The organism is Gordonia otitidis (assembly GCF_020735545.1).
Taxonomy (GTDB): Bacteria; Actinomycetota; Actinomycetes; order Mycobacteriales; family Mycobacteriaceae; genus Gordonia; species Gordonia otitidis.
Genome location: NZ_CP085974.1, coordinates 390,968 through 413,594 on the forward strand (window position 1 = coordinate 390,968; position 22,627 = coordinate 413,594).

23 protein-coding genes are annotated in these 22,627 nt (G+C 67.0%); 13 read left to right on the top strand and 10 right to left on the bottom strand.

What is annotated here, in order from left to right; all coding sequences use genetic code 11:
- Positions 1-37: 37 nt before the first annotated feature.
- The 4 genes from glpD to LK459_RS01725 all read right to left on the bottom strand — a co-directional run bounded on the left by glpD (position 38) and on the right by LK459_RS01725 (position 5,260).
- The gene (gene glpD, locus LK459_RS01710) at positions 38-1,780 is read right to left on the bottom strand and encodes a glycerol-3-phosphate dehydrogenase (RefSeq protein WP_227921396.1); all 1,743 of its coding nucleotides are present in this window, start codon (positions 1,778-1,780) and stop codon (positions 38-40) included.
- A gap of 73 nt (positions 1,781-1,853) precedes the next feature.
- Complete coding sequence (locus tag LK459_RS01715) at positions 1,854-2,294, bottom strand: hypothetical protein (protein ID WP_227921398.1); 441 nt, start codon at positions 2,292-2,294, stop codon at positions 1,854-1,856.
- Positions 2,291-3,730 (bottom strand): hypothetical protein, encoded by a 1,440-nt coding sequence (locus tag LK459_RS01720; RefSeq protein ID WP_227921400.1) that lies wholly within the window; start codon positions 3,728-3,730, stop codon positions 2,291-2,293. The genes LK459_RS01715 and LK459_RS01720 overlap by 4 nt, the downstream gene beginning before the upstream one ends.
- Before the next feature lie 126 nt (positions 3,731-3,856).
- Positions 3,857-5,260, bottom strand: a complete 1,404-nt coding sequence (locus LK459_RS01725) for an NAD(P)H-quinone dehydrogenase (RefSeq protein WP_227921402.1) — start codon at positions 5,258-5,260, stop codon at positions 3,857-3,859.
- Positions 5,261-5,426: 166 nt separating this feature from the next.
- Between LK459_RS01725 and LK459_RS01730 the strand changes: the two genes are divergently transcribed.
- Positions 5,427-5,909, top strand: coding sequence for a gamma-glutamylcyclotransferase (locus tag LK459_RS01730; protein ID WP_007240768.1), 483 nt, complete (start codon positions 5,427-5,429; stop codon positions 5,907-5,909).
- An 11-nt stretch (positions 5,910-5,920) separates the two neighbouring features.
- Here LK459_RS01730 and LK459_RS01735 read toward each other — a convergent pair whose 3' ends face one another.
- Together LK459_RS01735 and LK459_RS01740 are read right to left on the bottom strand one after the other, a co-directional pair.
- Positions 5,921-7,090, bottom strand: a complete 1,170-nt coding sequence (locus tag LK459_RS01735) for an amidohydrolase (RefSeq protein ID WP_227921408.1) — start codon at positions 7,088-7,090, stop codon at positions 5,921-5,923.
- A 13-nt stretch (positions 7,091-7,103) separates the two neighbouring features.
- Positions 7,104-7,817 (bottom strand): enoyl-CoA hydratase/isomerase family protein, encoded by a 714-nt coding sequence (locus tag LK459_RS01740; RefSeq protein WP_227921409.1) that lies wholly within the window; start codon positions 7,815-7,817, stop codon positions 7,104-7,106.
- A 58-nt stretch (positions 7,818-7,875) separates the two neighbouring features.
- Here LK459_RS01740 and LK459_RS01745 point away from each other — a divergent pair, with 58 nt between their 5' ends.
- From LK459_RS01745 to LK459_RS01760, 4 genes are all read left to right on the top strand, one after another.
- Positions 7,876-8,700, top strand: coding sequence for a purine-nucleoside phosphorylase (locus LK459_RS01745; protein WP_227921410.1), 825 nt, complete (start codon positions 7,876-7,878; stop codon positions 8,698-8,700).
- Entirely contained in the window at positions 8,697-10,442 is a 1,746-nt protein-coding gene (locus LK459_RS01750) for a phospho-sugar mutase (RefSeq protein WP_227921411.1), read from the top strand. Before LK459_RS01745 ends, LK459_RS01750 begins: the two co-directional genes overlap by 4 nt.
- A gap of 35 nt (positions 10,443-10,477) precedes the next feature.
- Complete coding sequence (locus tag LK459_RS01755) at positions 10,478-11,125, top strand: hypothetical protein (RefSeq protein WP_227921412.1); 648 nt, start codon at positions 10,478-10,480, stop codon at positions 11,123-11,125.
- Positions 11,126-11,219: 94 nt separating this feature from the next.
- On the top strand, positions 11,220-11,999 hold the full coding sequence (locus LK459_RS01760; RefSeq protein ID WP_039994555.1) for an ABC transporter ATP-binding protein: 780 nt from the start codon (positions 11,220-11,222) through the stop codon (positions 11,997-11,999).
- Between the two features lie 72 nt (positions 12,000-12,071).
- Here the strand turns inward: LK459_RS01760 and upp are convergent, their stop codons facing one another.
- Complete coding sequence (upp, locus tag LK459_RS01765; RefSeq protein ID WP_227921413.1) at positions 12,072-12,695, bottom strand: uracil phosphoribosyltransferase; 624 nt, start codon at positions 12,693-12,695, stop codon at positions 12,072-12,074.
- 107 nt (positions 12,696-12,802) lie between these two features.
- On the opposite strand from upp, the gene LK459_RS01770 reads away from it, so the two are divergent.
- Genes LK459_RS01770 through LK459_RS01780 form a run of 3 tightly spaced genes read left to right on the top strand, consistent with a single transcriptional unit; the run spans position 12,803 to position 15,418 of the window.
- Entirely contained in the window at positions 12,803-13,120 is a 318-nt protein-coding gene (locus tag LK459_RS01770; protein WP_227921414.1) for a type VII secretion target, read from the top strand.
- Positions 13,117-14,067, top strand: a complete 951-nt coding sequence (locus LK459_RS01775) for a C40 family peptidase (RefSeq protein WP_227921416.1) — start codon at positions 13,117-13,119, stop codon at positions 14,065-14,067. The genes LK459_RS01770 and LK459_RS01775 overlap by 4 nt, the downstream gene beginning before the upstream one ends.
- 58 nt (positions 14,068-14,125) lie before the next feature.
- Positions 14,126-15,418, top strand: coding sequence for a hypothetical protein (locus LK459_RS01780; protein WP_007240758.1), 1,293 nt, complete (start codon positions 14,126-14,128; stop codon positions 15,416-15,418).
- Here LK459_RS01780 and LK459_RS01785 read toward each other — a convergent pair whose 3' ends face one another.
- Genes LK459_RS01785 through LK459_RS01795 form a run of 3 tightly spaced genes read right to left on the bottom strand, consistent with a single transcriptional unit; the run spans position 15,419 to position 18,305 of the window.
- Entirely contained in the window at positions 15,419-16,600 is a 1,182-nt protein-coding gene (locus LK459_RS01785; RefSeq protein ID WP_227921418.1) for an adenosine deaminase, read from the bottom strand.
- Positions 16,600-17,907: a thymidine phosphorylase gene (locus LK459_RS01790; protein ID WP_227921419.1), complete on the bottom strand. Its 1,308-nt coding sequence runs from the start codon at positions 17,905-17,907 to the stop codon at positions 16,600-16,602. The genes LK459_RS01785 and LK459_RS01790 overlap by 1 nt, the downstream gene beginning before the upstream one ends.
- Positions 17,904-18,305, bottom strand: a complete 402-nt coding sequence (locus tag LK459_RS01795; protein WP_227921421.1) for a cytidine deaminase — start codon at positions 18,303-18,305, stop codon at positions 17,904-17,906. Before LK459_RS01795 ends, LK459_RS01790 begins: the two co-directional genes overlap by 4 nt.
- A gap of 220 nt (positions 18,306-18,525) precedes the next feature.
- Here LK459_RS01795 and sdhC point away from each other — a divergent pair, with 220 nt between their 5' ends.
- The 5 genes from sdhC to LK459_RS01820 all read left to right on the top strand — a co-directional run bounded on the left by sdhC (position 18,526) and on the right by LK459_RS01820 (position 22,548).
- Positions 18,526-18,933 carry a succinate dehydrogenase, cytochrome b556 subunit gene (gene sdhC, locus LK459_RS01800; protein ID WP_083835989.1) on the top strand — a complete coding sequence of 136 codons (408 nt, stop codon included), beginning with the start codon at positions 18,526-18,528 and terminating at the stop codon, positions 18,931-18,933.
- An 11-nt stretch (positions 18,934-18,944) separates the two neighbouring features.
- Entirely contained in the window at positions 18,945-19,403 is a 459-nt protein-coding gene (locus LK459_RS01805) for a succinate dehydrogenase hydrophobic membrane anchor subunit (RefSeq protein WP_007240753.1), read from the top strand.
- Between the two features lie 14 nt (positions 19,404-19,417).
- On the top strand, positions 19,418-21,178 hold the full coding sequence (gene sdhA, locus LK459_RS01810; protein WP_005174038.1) for a succinate dehydrogenase flavoprotein subunit: 1,761 nt from the start codon (positions 19,418-19,420) through the stop codon (positions 21,176-21,178).
- A complete protein-coding gene (locus LK459_RS01815) occupies positions 21,178-21,960 on the top strand; it encodes a succinate dehydrogenase iron-sulfur subunit (RefSeq protein ID WP_005174040.1) in 783 nt (260 codons plus the stop codon). Before sdhA ends, LK459_RS01815 begins: the two co-directional genes overlap by 1 nt.
- Positions 21,961-22,128: 168 nt before the next feature.
- Positions 22,129-22,548 (top strand): hypothetical protein, encoded by a 420-nt coding sequence (locus LK459_RS01820; RefSeq protein ID WP_227921423.1) that lies wholly within the window; start codon positions 22,129-22,131, stop codon positions 22,546-22,548.
- Positions 22,549-22,627 lie beyond the last annotated feature (79 nt).

The following is a 22,627-nucleotide window of genomic DNA, read 5'->3' on the forward strand; positions in this document are numbered from 1 at the left end:
ACGCCGCTAGGAGCATTTGGTCCTGTCGAAGGCGCAATCACTCTGGCACCGGGACGGGTTCCAGGATGTCGACGCGCGACTCCGGGGCCGCCGCGCGCAGGGCGTCGGCCGATTCGTCGTCTGGCTGCTGTTGCGAGGCGACCTCGGCCTCGACGCGCGCCCGGTAGGTGCTGACCTCGAAGTCGACCTTGTCGCGGTCCCACCCGAGTATCGGCGCGATCAGGTCGGCGACCTCCTGTGCGCAGTCGACGCCGCGGTGCGCGTATTCGATCGAGATCCGCGTTCGGCGGGCCAGGACGTCCTCGAGATGCAGCGCGGCCTCGTCGATGGCCGCATAGACGACCTCGACCCGCAGATACTGCGGAGCGGCGGCCAGCGGCCGCAACAGCGAAGGATCGTCGGCGGCGTAGGACAAGACCTCGTCGATCAGCGAGCCGTACCGGTTGAGCAGTCGGCGGACGCGGTAGGGGTGTAACCCGTACTTCTCGCCGAGCGACTCACACTGGTTGATCAGCGCGAAGTAGCCGTCCGCACCGATCAGCGGGACCCGCTCGGTGATCGATGGCGCGACCCTGGTCGGGATGAAGTCGACACAGGCGTCGACCGCGTCGGCAGCCATCACCCGGTACGTCGTGTACTTGCCGCCTGCGATCGACACGAGTCCCGGCGCGACCACGGCCACGGCATGTTCCCGGGAGAGTTTCGACGTCGCCTCGTCCTCGCCCGCCAGCAGCGGACGCAGCCCCGCATACACACCCTCGATGTCGTCGTGACTCAGCGGCGTCACGAGCACCTCGTTGACCCGCTCGAGGAGATAGTCGATGTCCTTACGGGTGGCGGCCGGGTGCGCGAGGTCGAGGTGCCAGTCGGTGTCGGTGGTCCCGATGATCCAATGCGTCTCCCACGGGATCACGAACAGGACCGATGTGGCGGTGCGCAGGATGATGGCGGTCTCGCTGACTATGCGGTCGCGGGGCACCACGATGTGGACACCCTTCGACGCACGCACCGAGAAGCGTCCCCGCTGCTTGGACAGTGCCCGGACCTCGTCGGTCCACACGCCTGCCGCGTTGATGACGCAATGCGCTCTGATCTCGGTGGTCTCGCCGTTCTCGGTGTCGCGCACACGCACACCCATGATGCGGTCGGCGTCGCGGAGAAGACCGACGACCTGCGTCGACGTGCGGACGACGGCCCCGTAATTGGCTGCGGTCCGTGCGACGGTCAAACTGTGCCGCGCATCGTCGACGACGGTGTCGTAGTAGCGGATACCCCCGATGAGCGAGTCACGCTTGAGTGCGGGGGCGACGCGGAGTGCACCGGAGCGGGTCACGTGCTGCTGTCCGGGCACCGACTTGGCGCCGCCCATCGTGTCGTAGAGGAAGATTCCAGCGGCGACGTATGGGCGCTCCCACACACGGTGTGTCAGCGGATAGAGAAACGGTAGTGGTTTGACCAGATGAGGTGCGAGCAGACTCAGCGAGAGTTCCCGCTCGTGGAGTGCCTCTCTGACCAGGCCGAATTCAAGCTGTTCGAGGTAGCGCAGTCCGCCGTGGAACATCTTCGACGATCTGCTCGACGTGCCGGACGCGATGTCGCGCGCCTCGACGAGAGCCACCCGCAGACCCCGCGTGGCGGCGTCGAGCGCAGCACCGACGCCCACGACACCACCGCCGATCACCACGATGTCGAACTGTTCGGCACCCATCCGACGCCACGCCTGCTCGCGGTAGAGCGGCCCCAGGTCGGCGGGTCGGTCCGGATCGAACTCCGTCTCCATGACAGCCGAGCGTAATCGAGACATCCGACACGCACCGGGCATTCCTGCGGTGCGAGCGGTCAGGGGTGTCAGGTCACGCGAACTCGGTCAGTACCGCGACGACACCCGCGCCGCCACCCAGAGCGGCCGACGCCTCGTACACCGCTTCTCTCAGGCGATAGCGGGCTGCGGCGTCGGAATCGAATATGATTGCCAGACAAGTCAATCCGCGTGCAGCACGAAAGTGCGCACGCTGTGTGGTCACATCGGAGGACCGGTGAGCGGCGAATCCGTCGACATCGCGCTGCACCATCAGTGCCTCGAGCCGTCTGCGCGTGTCCACCGACACCCGCCGTGAGGTCTGCCATTGCGCCAGCGCGTCGCGCACCGGGTCGCACGCACCGATGTCGCTGACGTCGATGACGACGAGGGCGAGACGTCCCAGACACTCGCCGACATCGTCGTCGGGGATGCGGTCGGTGAGACTTCGGACGTCCGCCGACAACCGGCCGATCCGACCCGATGCGGTGGTCATCGCCCGTCGCCCCTGGTCTTGTCTTTCGGATCTGATCTCTCGGCGTGTGACCGGTCCGCATCGGAGCGTCCGTCGGCACGTACCGCGCCGACGTTCGGCTCTGCAGCGCTGGTGTCGGACCCGGGGTCGCGCGGGGGCATCGATTGCGGACTCCAGTCGCCGATCACCGGTGGGCCGACGAGCGGCAGGTCGCCGACGATCTCCTCGCCGTGCTCGCGGGTGTTCAGATAACGAGCCGACTGATGCTTGTTGTCGCCCCGGTCGCGCGCGCCGGCACCGGTCGTCGGCGGAATCCCCGTGTGCGGACCCGGTCTCACGGCAGGAGCGGACGCCGGAGTCGCCGACGTTCCCGGTGCCGACGGGCCAGTACCCGCTCCAGGGAGCACAGTCGCACCCCAGGGTGGCGTCGCCGAGTTCACCGGATTCCCGCCGCCACCGCTGCCGTCCTCGGCTCCTGCCGAACTTCCGTAATCGACGGCCTCGCCCGCGACCACCGAACCCGACCTCCCCGACTCCGTGCCGTCGGCGGCGTGACGGCTGCTCGTCCCGTCGCGGTCGGAGCCCGCGGTGCGCCGCAGCCCGGTGGCGTCGGCCGTGCCGAGCCCACCCCGGGTCAGCCCCTCTGCGCCGGAACCCGCGGCATCACCGCTCGTCGGCGCTGAACCGCCGCGCGAGCCGACCGGTGCCTGACCGGCGGTGCCGCGAGTGGAAGTCGTAGGCGTCGACACCGGGGTCGCGCTCTCGGCGGAACTCGGACCCGATGGCCATCCACCCTGGTCGGATTCGCTGATCCCTCCCGCCTGGGTGCGACCCGACCGACCACCCATGCTCGGGATCACACTCTGACCTGCATCACCGGCACCGGGCGAATCCGAGGCAGCACCCGGCAGTTCGGGAAGCCACGTCTGGACGTCGACCATCGGGGTCGTGTACACGCTCTCCATCAACGAAGCGACCCGTGAGCGTAGCTGTGCGGCGTCCTCCGGTCGCGCACGCATCTGCACCGCGATCCCGCTGACGACACCCCGCTGCTGCGAGGTGTTGGTGAGCACGGCCTGGGCCTGTTCGAGTGCGTCGATCGCCGGCCGTACGGATTCGGCTGCAGCTGCGATGTCTCGCCCGACGCCGGCGCCTGCGGTACGACTGCCGTCAGCAGCGAGCCCGCGCATCGGGTCGTCACCAAAGGTCGCGGTCAGGCTCTGCACGACTTTCTCGACGGCGGCGAGCGCAGCCTTGATGGCGTTCGCGTCACCACTGGCCGAACTGTCGGTCATGCCCGAGATCTTCGCGAGGATGTCGGCGATGCTCATCGACGACCAATCGGTTCGTCCGCCGCTCGTCGCGTTGGCACCCGAGGGCATGAGCGCTTGGGCTTTCCACGTGGTGTCCTCCGCTTCGGGACGCACGTGGGGTCCCTCGTACAGTGGACTGCTCACGCGGCCCCTCCCCGTTCACCCATCGCCTCGATCTGGCCGAAACCCTACCGTGGCGTCACGACGATCGGCGTCCGTCGAACGCGGCTGTGCACTAACTCGAAGTGAGCGCGCCGCCGCCGGGGCTGATCAGTCCAGGTCGTCGTGGCGGACCAGCTGGCGCGCGGCCTCGGTGATCGACCCCGACAGGGAGGGATACACGGACAGAGTCTGCGCGAGATCACTCACGGTGAGCTTGTTCTGGACGGCCAGCGCGATGGGCAGGATCAGCTCCGACGCCGTCGGCGCGACGACCACACCGCCGATCACCACGCCGGTCGCGGGACGACAAAAGATCTTGACGAACCCGCGCCGCAGACCGCTCATCTTCGCGCGCGGGTTGGTCGACAGCGGCAGCATCACCGTGCGCGCCGGATACTCACCGGCGTCGATCGCCTGCTGGGAGACACCGACGGTGGCGATCTCGGGACGCGTGAAGATCGCAGACGCAACGGTTTTCAGCTTGATCGGACTCACACCCTCACCGAGGGAGTGGTACATCGCGATACGGCCCTGCATCGCAGCGACGGAGGCCAGCGGGAACAGACCCGTGCAGTCGCCCGCGGCGTAGATGCCCGGTACCGACGTTCGCGATACACGATCGACCGTGATGTAGCCCCCCTTGTCGGTTGCGACGCCTGCACGATCGAGACCGATCTTCGAGGTGTTGGGCACCGAACCGACGGTCATCAGGACGTGCGATCCGGTGACCGTGCGGCCGTCGGCGAGGTGGACGGTGACAGAGTCCCCGGTGCGTTCGACCTTGTCGGCGCGCGCATGCTTGACCAATTCGACGCCGCGTTCGGCGAGGGCGTCCTCGAGCACGAGGGCGGCGTCCTCGTCCTCGCCGGGCAACACCCGATCACGGCTCGACACGAGCGTCACCTTCACACCGAGCTCGGTGTATGCGTGCACGAATTCGGCGCCCGTCACACCCGAACCGACGACGACGAGATGTTCGGGAAGCTTCTCGAGGTCGTAGAGCTGCCGCCAGGTCAGGATGCGCTCGCCGTCGGGAACCGCGTCGGGCAGGATGCGCGGCGACGCGCCGGTGGCGATGAGGACGACATCGCCGTCATAGTGCTCGGTGCTGCCGTCGGCGAGCGTGGCCACGACCCGATGCGACGCGATCCCGGGATGGGTCTCCTCCAGCGAGGCGTAGCCCGACACCAGGGTCACGCCCTCGCTGAGTAGCCGGTCGCGGATGTCGGCCGACTGCGCGAACGCGAGATCGCGCACGCGCTGGTGGATCTGCGGCAGGGTCACCAGGGCGTCGTCGGTACGCAGGTTGATGCCGAGGTCGACGGCGCGTCGAACCTCGGTGCGGATACCGGTCGACGCGATGAAGGTCTTCGACGGGACGCAGTCCCACAGGACACATGCACCGCCGACCCCATCGGAGTCGATCAACGTGACGTCGGCTCCGTAGGCTGCCGCGACCAGCGCAGCCTCGTATCCGGCGGGGCCACCGCCGATGATCACGATCCTGGTCACAGAGCACACTCCTGTTCGACGAGCGGGGCCATCGGGCACGACACATCAGGGTGCCGATCAACACCTCCAACGTAGTCCCACCGCGGTGCCTGCGCCGCGACCGGGCACGTCACGTACCTCACCGTCCGCTTTCGTGACGAGCCGCGACCATCTAGAGTTTTCCGACGTGCCGATATATGCCGCGTACGGGTCCAACATGAGTCCGGATCAGATGACCGAGCGCGCGCCCCACTCCCCGATGTCGGGAACCGGCTGGCTGCGCGGGTGGCGACTCACGTTCGCCGGCGCCGACATCGGCTGGGAGGGCTCCCTTGCGACTGTCACCGAAGACCGCGACGATCCCGAGGCCAAGGTCTTCGTCGTGCTCTACGACGTCCCCGACGAGGACGAGGCGACCCTCGACCGCTGGGAGGGGTCGGAACTAGGAATCCACCGCAAGATCCGTGCCCGCGTCGACACCACCGACGGCCCGGTCCTGGCATGGCTGTACGTGATGGACGCCTACGAAGGCGGTCTGCCGTCGGCGCGCTATCTCGGCGTGATGGCCGACGCGGCCGAAAGCGCAGGCGCCCCAGCCGAATACGTTCAGGACATCAGGCTGCGCGAGGCGCGCAACGTCGGGCCGGGTCCCGGACCGGTCGATTCCTGACCCGTCGACGGTCAGGCCACGCCGAGTACGACGCCCGCGAGCGTGCGCACCCCGACCTCGAGAGCGCGTTCGTCGAGGTCGAAATTGGGCTGGTGCAGATCCATCTGCGGACCGATGCCATCCCACACGCCGAGCCTGCCCATCGCACCCGGAACGTGCTCGAGGTACCACGAGAAGTCTTCTCCACCAGGCGATTGCGGAGTATCTGCGATGGCCTGCGGGCCGAGCGCTTCGACCGATTGCGCCAACATGGCGATCGCGGTCTCGTCGTTGACGACCGGCGGCACACCGCGGAAATAGGACAGGTCGTAGGAGACGCCGAGCGGCCCGAGTAGCTGGCCGACGACGCTGCGCACGAGCGGTTCGAGCTCGCCCCATGTGGCGTGGTCGCCTGTGCGGACGGTGCCGCGGAGCATGCCCTCCTGCGGAATCGCGTTGGGAGCGTTGCCCGCATGAGCCGCACCCCACGCCATCACAGTGCCGGAGCGTGGATCGACGCGACGAGACAACACGCCGGGCAGTCCGGTGATCACCGTGCCCATCGCGTACACGATGTCGCCGGTGAGATGGGGCCGCGATGTGTGCCCTCCGGGCGAATGCAGTTGCAGCTCAATGTGATCGGCGGCAGAGGTGAGAGCACCCGCACGCAGGCCGACCGAGCCGACCGGCAGCCGCGGATCACAGTGCAGCGCGAATATCCGACTCACCCCCTCCGTCACACCGGCGGCGACGGCGTCGAGCGCTCCGCCCGGCATGACCTCCTCCGCCGGTTGGAAGACCAATCTGACGCCGACCGGCAGCACGGGCACCGAGGCGAGCAAGCGGGCGACCCCGAGCAGGATCGCGGTGTGCGCGTCGTGGCCACACGAGTGCGAGACGCCCTCGACGGTCGACGAGAACGGCAGTCCGGTGTGCTCGGTGATGGGTAGGGCGTCCATGTCGGCACGCAGTGCGATCCGCTGGCCCGTATCCGGCCCGAGATCGCACACGACGCCCGTTCCCAGGGGCAGCCGTTTCGGGGTCAACCCCGCCTCGATCAGTAACGCCATCACCATCTCGGTGGTCTTGACCTCCTGCCGGGACAGTTCCGGCAGCTGGTGGATGGCGCGCCGCCACCCGACGACGTCGGCGCCGTTGTCGGCCCACCACTCGCCGATCACCGACGAACCGTCCTGACTCACGCCGACTCCGTCATCACAACAACGATGCCGGGGTTTGCGCGGCCAGGTCGTCGAGGAGGTGAAAGCGCAGCGCCCGCTTGATGGTGGCGAGGTTCGCCCCGGCGAGTCCCGAGCGTTCGGTGGCGACCGCCCGTGCACGCGCGAGGAGGTCGTCGACGGGCACTGCCTCGTCGACGATTCCGGCCGATACCGCGTCGTCGGCACCGTAGCGGCGGCTGGTCAGCATGGCCTCCGTTGCGGTGTGGTCGGGCAGCCGCGTGGTGAGCAACCCGGCCATCCCACGCGGGAACGGCATGTTCAGGGCGGCCTCCGGCAGCGACCAGAAGCCGCGCTCGGTGCGCATCAACCGGTAGTCGGCACACAATGCCAGCATCGCGCCGGCACCGAAGGCGTGTCCGTTGATCGCGGCGACGGTGGGCACCGGAAGCGTCAACACCTTGGCATACAGGGCATGCACACGATCGAGATACGCAGGCAGTTCGGACGCGTTGGCGAACACGAAGTCGGTGTCGAGGCCGTTGGTGAAGAACTTACCGGTGGCGGTGATCACCAGCGCTTTCGCGGAGCTCGCGGCAACGTCGTCGAGCAGCTTCTCCGTCGCGTCCAGCCATGCCGGACCGAAGCGGTTCTCGGGGTTGGCTTCGTCGAGTTCGACGCCCGGCGAGCCGAGATAGAGGTGCGCGATCTCGGCGGCGTCGGCGTCGGCCGTGTCAGAAAGATAGGGCATGGATCGACCTTATCGCCTGGGCGCACCGACCTCGCACGATGCCCTTAGGGTGATGCCCATGGATCCCACTGTCGACGCCGACGCCGCTGCCACCGCCGCTGCCGCGACAATCGCTGCAGAGACCGACGCCTCCACGCATGACGTCGCGGTCGTCCTCGGCTCCGGTTGGGCACCGGCCGCGGACGCCTTCGGCGCTCCGATCGCCTCGGTACCGATGTCGGAGATCCCGGGCTTCTCGCCGCCGACAGCGGCTGGGCACGGCGGCGTCGTGCATTCGATCCGCATCGGAGATCACCGGGTCCTGTTGATGCTGGGCAGGATTCACGCATATGAAGGCCATGATCTGGCGCGCGTGGTACATCCGGTTCGTACCGCCGCGGCGGCGGGAGCACGCACAATCGTCTTGACCAACGCCGCGGGCGGCCTGCGTGAGGACATGTCGGTGGGTCAACCGGTACTCATCTCCGATCATCTCAATCTGACCGGCCGGTCGCCGCTGGTCGGCGCACAGTTCGTCGATCTCGTCGACGCGTACTCGCCACGGTTGCGCGACGTCGCGCGCGGGATCGAGCCGTCGCTGGCCGACGGTGTGTACGCGGGTTTGCCGGGGCCGCACTACGAGACGCCCGCCGAGATCCGCATGCTGCGCACCGTCGGCGCCGATCTGGTCGGCATGTCGACAGTGCACGAGACGATCGCCGCCCGCGCGGCAGCCATGGACGTACTGGGCGTGTCGCTGGTCACCAATCTGGCAGCGGGAATCACCGGAGAGCCCCTGAGCCACGCAGAGGTGCTCGAAGTGGGACGTTCGTCGGCTCGTCGGATGGGCACCCTGCTGGCGGCCATCATCGAAGAGCTCGGCACGTCGAACGGTCCGGCGTGAGTGCTGAGGTCGACGCCGAGCGCGTGGCCGAGTGGATCGCCGCCGACCCCGACCCGGCAACGCGCGCCGAACTCGCCGCGGCATCCGACGTCGAACTCGCCGAACGGTTCGCAGCGGAGCTGCGTTTCGGCACCGCCGGATTGCGCGGCCCCGTGCGCGCGGGCCCCAACGGGATGAACGTCGCCGTGGTGACCCGCGCAACCGCCGGGCTGGCCGCGTGGCTGCGTGCGCACGGACACGGCGGCGGGACGGTCGTCGTGGGGCGCGACGCACGCCACGGCTCCGAGAAGTTCGCGATCGCAGCGGCCGAGGTCCTCACCGCGGCGGGCTTCCACGTGATCGCGATGGGGTCCGCGGGTCCGACGCCGCTGGTGGCGTTCGCGTGCCGCGACCTCGACGCCGTCGCGGGTGTGCAGATCACGGCGTCCCACAATCCGCCCCGCGACAACGGCTACAAGGTCTATCTGGCAGGGGGCGCACAGATCGTGCCACCGGCCGACGGGGAGATCGAGGAGTTCATCGCCGCGTCCGGCCGGGCGGCCGACATTGCCCGAGCACCCGTCGAGCACGATCCGCGAGCGGACGAAATCCTTCCCCGCTATCTCGATCGGCTCCGCATACGATTCGGCAGGGTCGCCGACACCACACTGCGGATCGCGCTCACCCCGATGCACGGTGTGGGCGGCGCGCTCGCGCTCGACGCGCTCGCACAGGCCGGGTTCACCGATGTCCACGTCGTCGACGAACAGTTCGCACCAGACCCCGAGTTCCCCACGGTCGCCTTTCCGAACCCCGAGGAGCCCGCGGCGAGTGACCTGCTCCTCGCGCGCGCGTCCGCCGTCGGCGCCGACATCGCGATCGCTCTCGACCCCGACGCCGACCGATGCGCGGTCGGCACACGGGTCGACGGCACCTGGCGGATGCTCACGGGTGACGAGACCGGCGCATTGCTCGGCTCGTTCGTGCTCGCGGAGATCGACGGCGCCCCCGGCACACCCGTGACCGTCGCGGCGTCCGCCATATCCGACGCCCGGCCGCCGGTCGTGGCGAGCACCCTCGTGTCGGGCAGTCTGCTGGAGAAGATCGCGCGAGATCGCGGCGCCCGACACGTCACAACCCTCACCGGTTTCAAATGGCTTGTGCGCGCGGGCGAACCGCTTCGCTACGCCTACGAGGAGGCCATCGGGCACTGCGTGGATCCCGACGCGGTACGCGACAAGGACGGGATCAGCGCTGCGGTGGCGCTCGCGGTGTTGGCCGAACGGCGTCATCGCGACAACATCGGTCTCGATGACGTGCTGCTCTCGCTGTACGAGAGGTATGGCGTGCATGTGACCCGCCAGCACTCGGTGCGCGTCGACGATCTCGGACGCATCGCCACACTGATGCACCGACTGCGCACGTCACCTCCGACGACACTTGCGGGTATCGCGGTGACTGCAGAAGACTATGCCCGACGCGCAGACCGTCTGAGTACCGATGCAGTCGCACTGCGGGGTGTCGATGACCTCGGGATGTCGGTGCGGGTCATGGCGCGTCCCTCGGGCACCGAACCCAAGCTCAAGTACTACATCGAAATGACGACACCGCCCGATTTCGGATCGTCGGCAACACATTCGTCGCCGATGACGACATACCGTGCAGACACACGTGAATTGGTTGGCATGCTCGACGACCTGACGATGCGCGTCGTCACCGAACTCGCCACGTTCGGTGAGACCGTGGCACCGCAGGCCGACTGAGCGGAGCGCATACGCAAAGGACAAGGACACGCCGCATGACCTATCCCCCGCCGCCCCCGCAGCGTTCGCCGTGGTCGTCACCCGCAGTGCTTGTCGCAATCGCGACGGGCGTGCTGCTCGTCGTCCTCGGCGTGCTGGCGGCGCTACTGCTGCTGCCGCGTCTCGACGGCAGCGACTCCGACTCCGCGGCAGCCGATTCGAGCGCTCCGGCGAGCAGCGCCGGTCCGCCTGCACCGAGCACCGTCGTGGTGACGACCACTCCCGGCGGCTCCGCAGGAGCTCAGGGCGGCAACGGCAATTCCGCGCCCCGGGACACCGGAGCCGATCAAACAGACGCCGCGGACACCCCCCATACCACGCCGGACATTGTGGGGACCGACTGGCAGGGATTCACCGCAGGTCCCCGATGTAACGCCTCCGACGACCCCGCCGTGGTGATCGCGCAAACCAATCGCTCACAGGTCGTCATCTGTCAGGTGGGGTCGCAGACAGGGCGCTGGTATTACAAGGGGTTCGCTGACGGAAGCTCTGTCGAGGTCGGCTATCCCACCCGCAGCGGCAACACCTACAGCGCCACCAACGGGAACGTGACCTACGTCGTCGGTCCGGGTCAACTGGAGATCGAGAAGAACGGCGAGACCATCAGCACCGAGCCGATGTCGGCGTACTGGACCAGGTCCTGAGTATCACCAGGTCCTGAGTATCACCGTGTCCTGAGTATCACTGGCGCCTACCCCGGGTGACCGACCGGCGGCGTCACTGGTTTAGAACTGAGTGGTGACCCCGGTTCTGAACGCTTCCTCCGTCGACGTCGTGCGCAGCGGACGTAAGCTCCTACACGACGTGAACCTGACGGTGTCGCCGGGTGAGCACTGGGCGCTGCTCGGACCCAACGGCGCCGGCAAGTCGACGCTGATGGCCATTCTGGGCGCACGCAGTCACCCCACCACCGGGACCGTCGATGTGCTCGGCCGACGCCTCGGTCGGGTCGACATGCGCGAACTGCGAACCCATATCGGGCACGTCGACCCGCGCTGGCGCATCGACGTCCCGATCACCGCGCACGACGTGGTGTTGACGGGCCTGACCAACACCCCGGAACTCGATCGTCGCCACGTCTACACCGAGGACGAGCACCGCCATGCCGACGAACTCCTCGAGATGCTGGGGATGAGTGCGCGCCGCGACTCCGCGTGGCCGTTCATGAGTCAGGGTGAGCGAGGTCGGACGCTCATCGCGCGTGCGCTCATGCCGCGGCCGGCTCTCCTACTCCTCGACGAGCCCGCAACAGGCCTCGACCTCGCCGCGCGTGAGAGGTTGTTGTCCGCGATCGACCGCCTGCGCTCAGAAGTCGACGACCTCGCCAGCGTGCTGGTCACCCACCACCTCGAAGACCTTCCCAGTTCCACGACGCACGCGATGTTGCTTCGTGACGGCGAGGTGACCGCATCGGGCCCGGTCGAACAGACACTGACGTCACAGGAGATCAGCGACTGCTTCGACCATCCCGTGGCGGTGCGGCGTCACGAGGGACGCTGGTCGGCCACAGCCGCCTGAGCACGCTCGACGCCCGCGCGCCGTCGGTAGACATCCGCTCACCTTCGGCCGCGAGACCTTCGGGAGGCGTCGTCAGCGCGGACCGAACTGCCGGTCACCCGCATCACCGAGTCCCGGCACGATGTAGGCGGCGTCATCGAGCCCCTCATCGACCGACGCAACGACCAGCCGCACCGGATGGCCTGAATTCTCCAGCGCTGTAACACCTTCCGGGGCCGCTACGACACAGACGGCAGTGATGTCGGTGGCGTTGCGCGCGACGAGCAGCTCGATGGTGTGGAGCATCGACCCGCCGGTGGCGAGCATGGGATCGAGCACGAACACCGGAAAGCCGGAGAGATCGTCCGGTAACGATTCGAGGTACGGCACCGGTTGCGCGGTCTCCTCGTCACGCGCGATCCCCACGAAGCCGACATGTGCTTCCGGCACCATCTCGAGCGCCTGCTCGATCATGCCGAGCCCCGCGCGCAGGACCGGGACGAGCAGCGGTGCGCACTCCAGCCTCGACCCCGTGTAGGGCTTCAACGGGGTCTCGATCTCGACCGCCGCAGACTTCGCGGAGCCGAGGGCCTCGTACACCAGCATCTGAGTGAGACTCGAGAGTGCTGCACGGAATCCCGCGTTGCCGGTCGTCTTGTCGCGCAACGTGGTCAGGCGGGCCGCGGCGAGCGGATGGTCGACGATCTGTACCTGCATGCGGACAACTGTATGGTGCCTCCGACAGCGCCGCGCGGTGGTGTCGCGGCAGATCATCGTCGAACAGATGGAACCGAACCGGCTTCCGCGCCGTCTCAGTTCGCATGATGGAGCTCACTCCCTATTCCACCTCCCTGTCCCCGCACGCTCTCGACTCGTACGCACGCGTACAGGAGGCTGCAGCACAGCGCGTGACCGCCCACGCGGCAAGCAGTCGCCGTGATCTCACCGCACTGACGCCGACCTTCGGTGTGATCGGGGCCGACTTCCTCGCGGCACTGTCCGCGACCATGCAGTCACGGGCCGATCGCCTCGACTCACTCGCCGCCACGCATGGTCGGATCGGCACACACACCACGACCGCCGCAGTTGCCTACTCCGACGCCGATGCCGACGCCGCCGACCTGCAGTTGCGGCTGCCATGATCACCGTCGACATCCTCATCGCACCCTTGCGAATCCTCATCACCGCGCTCGGCACCGGCGTGCTGCCGATGGACAATCCCGCGGCAACGATCCGCTCTGCGGGCACCGATCTCGACGATGTTCGTGCCACAGCGGCAACGGCGACAGCATCGGTACGCAGTGAGTGGCAGGGTGTGGGCGCCGCGGGAGCGGGTGCAGCCGACGAGCGATCGGCCCGAGCCGCACTCGACGTCGACGACGACAGCCGACAGATCGCGATGCTCGTGGAGACTGCAAGCGCTCGGGTCAACCTCGCCGCCCGCCAACTGCGCGAGGTGGTCGATTCCTTCGAACGGGCTGCCACCGCGCTGGGGCCCGCACTGTCGACGCCCGCGGGGCTGCTGGCCATCGTCCCCGTCGCGGTCGAACACGTCGAACGGGGTTTCAGGATCGTGCAGCGGGCGCAGGCCGATCTCGCCGACGACACCCGCGCCATGACCGAGCTCGCGCGTCACGAGACACCAGCCCGGGTAGCGCCGCCGACCCCGCCGGGACCTGCAGCCACTCCGGCCGGCAACGGCGTGGCGGTCACCCTCCCCGACGGCTCGGTCGCCTACGCACCGAACGAGCGCGCAGCCACCGCTGTCCGCGCCGCGCTCGGCCAGCAGGGGGTGCCCTACGTCTGGGGCGGCACCACCCCGGACGGCTTCGATTGCAGCGGGTTCACCCAGTGGGCCTACCGGCAGGCGGGAGTCGAGCTTCCCCGTCTCGCACAGGACCAGGACACCGCGGGAGTGGCGGTCACACAGGATCAACTCATGCCGGGAGATCTCGCCGTCTGGGACGGGCACGTCGCGATGTACATCGGCAACGACCAACTCGTGGAGGCAGGCGACCCGGTCGGGGTGTCACCGCTGCGCACCACCAACGCCGGTCAGGGATTCCAGGGCTTCTTCCGGCCGAGGTGATCACGGCCATGTGGGGCAGGTACCGGGTTCACAGTGATCATCGCTACGCTGTTGCCTCATGGCCGGAGACATCGTTCCCATCGAACTCGGACTCACCAACGGAAACGGTTTCACCCTGTGGGCGCCCCGGTGGCGCGAGGGAGACGACGAGTGGGAGGCGTTCCTCGGACTCGACGAGGATCTCTACGTTTTCCCAGGTGTCGCCGAGCTCGCCGGGTTCGTCCGGACCGACACCGACAACGATCTCGTCGAGCATCCCGCGTGGGACACCATCAAGCAGGTCTCCGCCGACGAGTTGATTCCCGACGATCGCCACACCTATGACCTCGTGGGTGTGCCGGAACTCGCGGCCGAGGACCCGACTCCCGAGGTCATCGCCGAGCTGGAGGACGCACTCGAGATCGTCCGCATCCTCGGTGAGGTCTGCGAACTGGTGACGATCACCAAGTTCTTCAACGGCAACCCGATCCTCGGTGCGGTCACCACGGGGACCCGCAACTTCGAGGGCCGCGACGGCGTCGACCTGTGGGTCCGCATCGGCCGTCTGATCGCCAAGCACTGGGACGACGTCCTCGACGCCATCGACGACGTCATCACAACTCCCGACGTCGACGCGGCAACGGTGGCGATCGCCGCCGACGAACTCGAAGCCGCGGCGTCCGCAGAAGACGAGGACGAGCCCGAGGACGACGACATCGATCTGCTCGACGAGGATTCCGACGTGGCGGAGTCCTCGGCTGTTGCGGCGTCGACGATCGACGACACCGACGAGGAGCTCGACGAGGACGAGATCGACGACGACGATTTCTGGGCGACCGTCGGCATCGACCCGATCAAGATCGTCACCGGCACCGGCGAGTACTACTCGCTGCGATGCTATCTCGGCGACGATCCGGTCTTCCTCGGTTCACGGGGCAGGATCTTCGTCTTCGCCTCCACTCGCACGCTGTCGAAGTTCCTGGCGGAGAACTCCGACCACGACCTCGCCGATCTGTCGACGTTCACCGACGTCCGCACCGAAGCGACCGATGGCGCACTTGAGTTCGACGTCATCGACGACAACGTGTACGTCCTGCCGGGGTTGGCCGAGGACATCATCGACGGTCCCCGTCGCATCGACCGCAACCAGCTCGACCTGGCGGTCGAATTGTTCTCCGACGCCGCCGATTACGCCGATGACGACGCGGTGTCGGAAGCGCTGGCCAGCACCACGCCGCTCGGGTGGTTCGTCGACTATGCGATCAACCCCGACCCGAAGCGGCTGGCTCCCAGTGCGCCCTTCGACAACGAGGCCGAGGCATGGCGAGCCCTCGAGCACGACTTCGAGGACCGCCTGGAGATCAAGCGCTGATCACCCGATCAGAACCGCGTAGCCGGGTTTGATCACCTCGTCGATGAAGGCCAGCCGCTCGTCGAAGTGAATGAACGCCGACTTCATCGCGTTCACCGTGAAGCGCTCGAAATCTGCCCAGCCGTAACCGAACTGCTGTGCCAGCCGGTAGAACTCCTTGCTCATGGTGGTGTCGCTCATCAGCCTGTTGTCGGTGTTGACGGTGACACGGAAACGCAGGCGCGCGAGTGCTTTGAACGGATGGTCGGCCATCGACGCCACCGCACCGGTCTGCACATTGGAGCTCGGACAGAGTTCCAGCGGAATCCGCTTGTCGCGCACGACATTCGCGATTTCGCCTAGTTCCGCGCCTGCGAACGACGATGCCGTGAGATCGACACCGTCTGGCAACTTGATGTCGTCGATCACACGCACACCGTGTCCGAGTCGGTCGGTACCGCAGAACGCGATCGCCTCGTGGATGGACGGTAGCCCGAACGCCTCGCCCGCGTGGATGGTGAACGGCGCACTGTTGGCCCGCATGTACTCGAACGCGTCGAGATGCCGGGTGGGCGGGTTGCCCGCCTCGGCGCCCGCGATGTCGAAACCGACGACGCCGTCGTCGCGATAACGGACCGCGAGCTCGGCGATCTCACGCGCACGCGCCGCGTGACGCATCGCGGTCACCAGACATCGCACCGTGATCGGTCGCCCACCTGCCGCGGCGACAGCCTCGCCTTCTGCGAAGCCTCGCAACACCGCCTCCACGACCTCGTCGAGCGTCAGTCCCTGCTCGAGGTGCTGCTCGGGTGCATAACGAATCTCGGCATACACCACGCCGTCGGCGGCGAGGTCCTCGACGCATTCGCGGGCCACCCGCTCGAGTGCGGGCGCGGTCTGCATCACTGCGACGGTGTGCGCGAACGTCTCCAGGTAGCGTTCGAGCGATCCGTTGTCTGCCGCCTCGCGAAACCACCGCGCGAGTGAGCCCGCGTCGTCGGCGGGCAGATCGTCGTAGCCCACCTCACGGGCGAGGTCGAGCACGGTGGACGGTCGCAGCCCGCCGTCGAGATGATCGTGGAGCAGGACTTTGGGCGCGAGGGCGAGCGTGCTCAGATCGAGTGGCTGTCCACCGGTACCGGGGAGTCCTGCTTCTGTGTTGATTGCGCTGCCCGTCACTGCACTGTCCGTCGCTGGCGTCATCACTCGAACCTAACGCGATCGAGCACAACTGGTCGGGTATCCGACGGCGGTTCGGGCACGATCACAGCCGCGTTCTCCAATGCCCGCCGCGCGCCGTCGAATCGCGCCGGAGCGTCGGTGTGCAATGTGTACAGGGGCGCACCCGCCGAGACCCGGTCGCCGGGCTTCGCGTGCAGCACCACGCCGGCGCCCGCCTGCACGCTCTCGCCGGGACGAGATCGTCCGGCACCGAGTAGCCAGGCCGCATCGCCGACCGCCCGCGCGTCGAGTCGCCGGACGTACCCGGTCGTCGTGGCGGTCACGTCGTCGGTGTGCCGCGCGCGAGGCAGCGGAGCGTCGGGGTCCCCGCCCTGGGCGGTGATCATCTCCCGCCACGTGTCCATCGCGGTGCCGTCGCTCAGCGCGGCTGCCGGGTCGGCATCGGGAAGACCCGCGGCGTCGAGCATCTCGCGCGCGAGTGCGAGTGTCAGCTCGACCACGTCGGCTGGACCGCCGCCCGCCAGCACCTCGAGTGACTCCACCACTTCGACGGCGTTGCCCGCTGTCAATCCGAGGGGACTGTCCATGTCGGTCAGCAGCGCGGTCGTCGGCACACCCGCATCGGCACCGAGCGACACCATCGTCTCGGCGAGCCGCCGGGCCACGGCTTCGTCGGGCAGGAACGCGCCGGACCCGACCTTCACGTCGAGGACGAGCGCGCCGGTCCCCTCGGCGATCTTCTTGCTCATGATCGAGCTGGCGATCAACGGCACCGACTCGACCGTCCCCGTCACGTCGCGTAGCGCATAGAGCTTGCGATCGGCGGGCGCCAGATCGGCGCCTGCGGCACAGATGACGGCGCCGACGCGGCTGAGTTGCGCGACCATCTGAGCCGTCGACAGATCGGCGCGCCAGCCGGGAATCGATTCGAGTTTGTCGAGTGTCCCTCCGGTGTGACCGAGGCCTCGCCCTGACAACTGGGGCACGGCCACCCCGAAGGAGGCCACCAGCGGCGCCAACGGCAACGTGATCTTGTCGCCCACACCGCCGGTCGAGTGCTTGTCGACGGTCGGCAACGCCACGCCGTTGCGGTGCAGCCCGGAGAAGTCCATGCGCGTTCCGCTGTCGATCATGGCGCGGGTCCAGTCGCCGATCTCCCTGCGGTCCATACCCCGCAGCACGATCGCCATCAGCAGGGCCGACATCTGTTCGGGGGCCACGTCACCGCGTGTGTAGGCGTCGACGACCCAGTCGATCTGCGCCGTCGTCAATTCGGCGCCGTCGCGTTTGGTCGCGATCACCGACGTCGCGTGGATGATCTCGCTCACCGGACGGCGTCGAGGTCGTCGGGACCGAATGCATCGGGGAGGAGCCGTGCGAGCGTCGTCGGTCCTGCGCGATGGTCGACGAGCAGATCACCACCACCGTGTTCGTAGAGGACTTGCCGACACCGTCCACAGGGCATCAGAATCGAGCCTGCGGCGTCGCACACGCTGACCGCGCGGAGTCGGCCGCCGCCAGTCGCGACCAGCGATGCGACGAGCCCGACCTCGGCGCAGATTCCGAGTCCGTATGAGACATTCTCCACATTGCAACCAACCACGACGCGGCCGTCGGCTGTGAGTCCCGACGCCCCGACGGGAAACCTCGAATAGGGCGCGTAGGCGTGCTCGATCATGCCGGTTGCGCTGTCCCGCAACAGCTTCCACTCGATGTCGTGGCTCAAGTCGCCCTCCTGCCGGACGGTCGTGATCGGGGTCGATGTGATGATGGCCGCCCCCGAAAGAATGGTAAGGCAAACCTAATTCGTAATGCCTTGTCCCGCAGATCGGTTCGGGCAATTTAACGACTCACTCAGCATAGGTTTAAAGTCTCTTGCATGGGTCCAAGGTGACACCCAGCCGGTGCCACCGCGTCCATCGACGATGTTGGAGGCCAATTCCCCGATGAGTTCCGAGACCGAGGTCGCACCGGAGCCGGTGCGCAAACGTTCGCTGTATCGCGGCGATCCAGGCATGTGGTCCTGGGTGCTGCACCGCATCACCGGCGTCACGATCTTCTTCTTCTTGTTCGTCCACGTGCTCGACACCGCGGTCATCCGCATCGACCCGAACAAGTACTCGGAGATCATCGACACCTACAAGACCCCGATCATCGGTCTCATGGAGATCGCGCTCGTGGCCTGCGTGCTGTACCACGCACTCAACGGCCTGCGCATCATCCTGATCGACTTCTGGTCGAAGGGGCCCAAGTACCAGCGGCAGATGCTGTGGGTGATCCTCGGACTGTTCGTGGTTGTGTTCGCCGCCGCGGCCGTCCGTCTCCTGCAGATCCTCATCGAGTACTCGTTCTAGGAGATCAGACAATGACCACATCTCCTGCTTCGCAGAACATCGCCAAGACGCTGGGTACGCAGTACGACCGGCCTGCCAGCCTCGACAATCCCCGCTCGCCCCGCAAGCCGAAGGGTGGCAACTTCGAGAAGTGGGCATGGCTGTTCATGCGCTTCTCGGGCCTGGCGCTGATCATCCTGACCATCGGTCACATGTTCATCATGCTGGCCTGGGACAACGGCGTGCACCGTATCGACGCCTCGTTCGTCGCCGCCCGCTGGCGCGAGCCGTTCTGGCAGATCTGGGACCTGCTCATGCTCTGGCTCGCCCAACTCCACGGCGGCAACGGCGTGCGCACGGTGATCGCCGATTACTCGCGCAAGGACTCCACCCGCTTCTGGCTGAACGTGTTGCTCGGGATCTCGATGATCCTCGTGCTGACGCTGGGCACGTACGCGCTGCTCACCTTCGACGTGAACAGCGTCAACTAAGGAGACCACTGAAGATGCAGGAACACCGTTACGACGTCATCATCGTCGGTGCAGGCGGCGCCGGAATGCGCGCAGCGATCGAGGCAGCGCCCCGCGCCCGCACCGCAGTGCTGACCAAGCTGTACCCCACTCGCAGCCACACCGGCGCGGCGCAGGGCGGTATGTGTGCCGCACTGGCCAACGTCGAGGAGGACAACTGGGAGTGGCACACCTTCGACACGGTCAAGGGCGGCGACTACCTCGCCGACCAGGACGCGGTGGAGATCATGGCCAAAGAAGCCATCGACGCCGTCCTCGATCTGGAGAAGATGGGTCTGCCGTTCAACCGCACGCCCGAGGGCAAGATCGACCAGCGCCGCTTCGGCGGTCACACCCGTGACCACGGCAAGTCGCCGGTGCGTCGTGCCTGCTACGCCGCCGACCGCACCGGCCACATGATCCTGCAGACCCTCTACCAGAACTGCGTCAAGCACGACGTCGAGTTCTTCAACGAGTTCTATGCGCTCGACCTCTGCCTCAGCGAGAACGAGAAGGGTGAACCGGTGGCCACCGGAATCGTCGCCTACGAGCTCGCGACCGGCGAACTTCATGTCTTCCACGCGAAGTCGATCATCTTCGCCACCGGTGGATCGGGACGTATGTACAAGACGACGTCGAACGCGCACACGCTGACCGGCGACGGCGTCGGCATCGTGTTCCGTAAGGGCCTGCCGGTGGAGGACATGGAGTTCCACCAGTTCCATCCGACAGGTCTCGCAGGCCTCGGCATCCTCATCTCCGAGGCGGTCCGCGGTGAGGGCGGCATCCTGCGCAACGCCGACGGCGAGCGTTTCATGGAGCGTTATGCGCCCACCATCAAGGACCTCGCCCCACGTGACATCGTCGCGCGGTCGATGGTCCTCGAGGTGCTCGAGGGACGCGGCGCGGGCCCGAACAAGGACTACGTCTACATCGACGTGACCCACCTCGGCGAGGATGTGCTCAACGAGAAGCTCCCCGACATCACCGAGTTCGCCCGTACCTACCTCGGTGTCGACCCGGTGAAGGAGTGGGTGCCGGTCTACCCGACATGCCATTACCTGATGGGTGGCATCCCGACCAACATCGAGGGCCAGGTTCTGCGCAGCAACAACAACGACGACGTGGTTCACGGCCTCTACGCCGCCGGCGAGTGCGCCTGCGTGTCGGTTCACGGGGCCAACCGCCTCGGCACCAACTCACTGCTCGACATCAATGTCTTCGGTCGTCGCTCGGGTATCGCCGCCGCCGACTACGCCAACAGCCACGACTTCACCGACCTGCCGGAGAACCCCACCGACATGGTCACCGGGTGGCTCGAGACGATCCTGTCCGAGCACGGTCACGAGCGCGTCGCCGACATCCGCACCGCTTTGCAGCAGACGATGGACGACAACGCGTCGGTGTTCCGCACCGAGGAGACGCTCAAGCAGGCGTTGACCGACATTCATGCACTCAAGGAGCGTTACGACCACATCCGGGTGCACGACAAGGGCAAGCGCTTCAACTCCGATCTGCTCGAGGCCATCGAGCTGGGCTTCCTGCTCGAACTCGCCGAGGTGACCGTCGTCGGCGCGCTCAACCGCAAGGAATCTCGCGGCGGTCACGCCCGCGAGGACTACCCGAATCGCGATGACGTGAATTTCATGCGCCACACGATCGCCTACAAGAAGGGTGACAAGCTCCTTTCCGACATCGAGCTCGACTGGAAGCCTGTCATCCAGACCCGTTACGAGCCGATGGAGCGTAAGTACTGATGACCGCCACCATTGAGGCGCCGCACACAGACGAGCCGCCGTTGCCAGAAGTTCCCGACGAAGCGACCATGGTCACGCTGAAGATCATGCGCTTCAACCCTGAGGAGCCCGACGCTCAGGGCTGGGAGAGCTTCCGGGTTCCGGCGCTGCCCACCGATCGTCTGCTCAACCTGCTGCTGTACGTGAAGGGCTACCTCGACGGAACCCTCACCTTCCGACGCAGCTGCGCGCACGGCGTCTGCGGGTCCGACGCGATGCGCGTCAACGGCGTCAACCGCCTGGCCTGCAAGATGCTGATGAAGGACTTCCTGCCCAAGGACAAGTCCAAGGAGATCACCATCACCATCGAGCCCATCAAGGGCTTGCCGGTGGAGAAGGATCTCGTGGTCAACATGGAGCCCTTCTTCGACGCGTACCGCGCGATCAAGCCGTTCCTGATCACCACCGGTAACGAGCCGACCCGTGAGCGCATCCAGAGCCAGAAGGACCGCGCGCGTTTCGACGACACCACCAAGTGCATCCTCTGTGCGTGCTGCACCACGAGCTGCCCGGTGTTCTGGAACGAGGGCAGCTACTTCGGTCCGGCCGCGATCGTCAACGCCCACCGCTTCATCTTCGACAGCCGTGACGAGGGCGCCGTCGAGCGCATGGACATCCTCAACGACTCCGACGGCGTGTGGCGCTGCCGCACCACCTTCAACTGCACCGACGCATGCCCGCGTGGCATCCAGGTGACCCAGGCGATCCAGGAGGTCAAGCGCGCGCTCATGTTCTCGCGCTGATCCCGGCATCACCGACGCAGACTCTCTCTGCAGCCCCGGCGAACCCACCATCTCCTGCGGATGGTGGGTTCGCTGTTTTTTCGACTCCGATGCAACCGATCGGCGTTCGCGCGCGTCCAAGTCCACAAGGCCACAGCCGTGGACTCGACACGACGAACGGAGCTACCCATGACCCTGCGATCGACACTCGTCAGCCTGTTGGTTCTCGTGTGCGGTGCGCTAGTGAGCACCGCAACGCCGGCCGCGGCGTCGACCCGATTCCCGAGCACCGGCGACGTCGTGACCATCGTGGTGAGTTCCGACCGCGAGTGGAACGAACAACTCGTGTGGTTCGACGCGAACAACCGGCTCCGCAGACAGTCCGACGTCCGACTCAGCCGTCACGACGACGCGAACGGACTGTGGTCGGCGACGCTCACCCTCGTGAGCCGGTCTCGCGTCCAGAACGTCGACGTCACCTTCGGTTCGGCAGGCCGCTTCGCGCGTTGCGAGATCTGGGTCGGAGAGGTGAGGGTCCGCGACGACTCGGCCCGCGGCGCCCATGCTCTCGCGACGTGCGACCGTCCGCTCTCACGTCGTGACAGCTGAGCCCGAGCCGCAACCCTTCCTCGGGTTTTCGCCCCTTCCCCGAGAAGTTCCCCGCGGAAACGCACGAAACCCGCGGAAA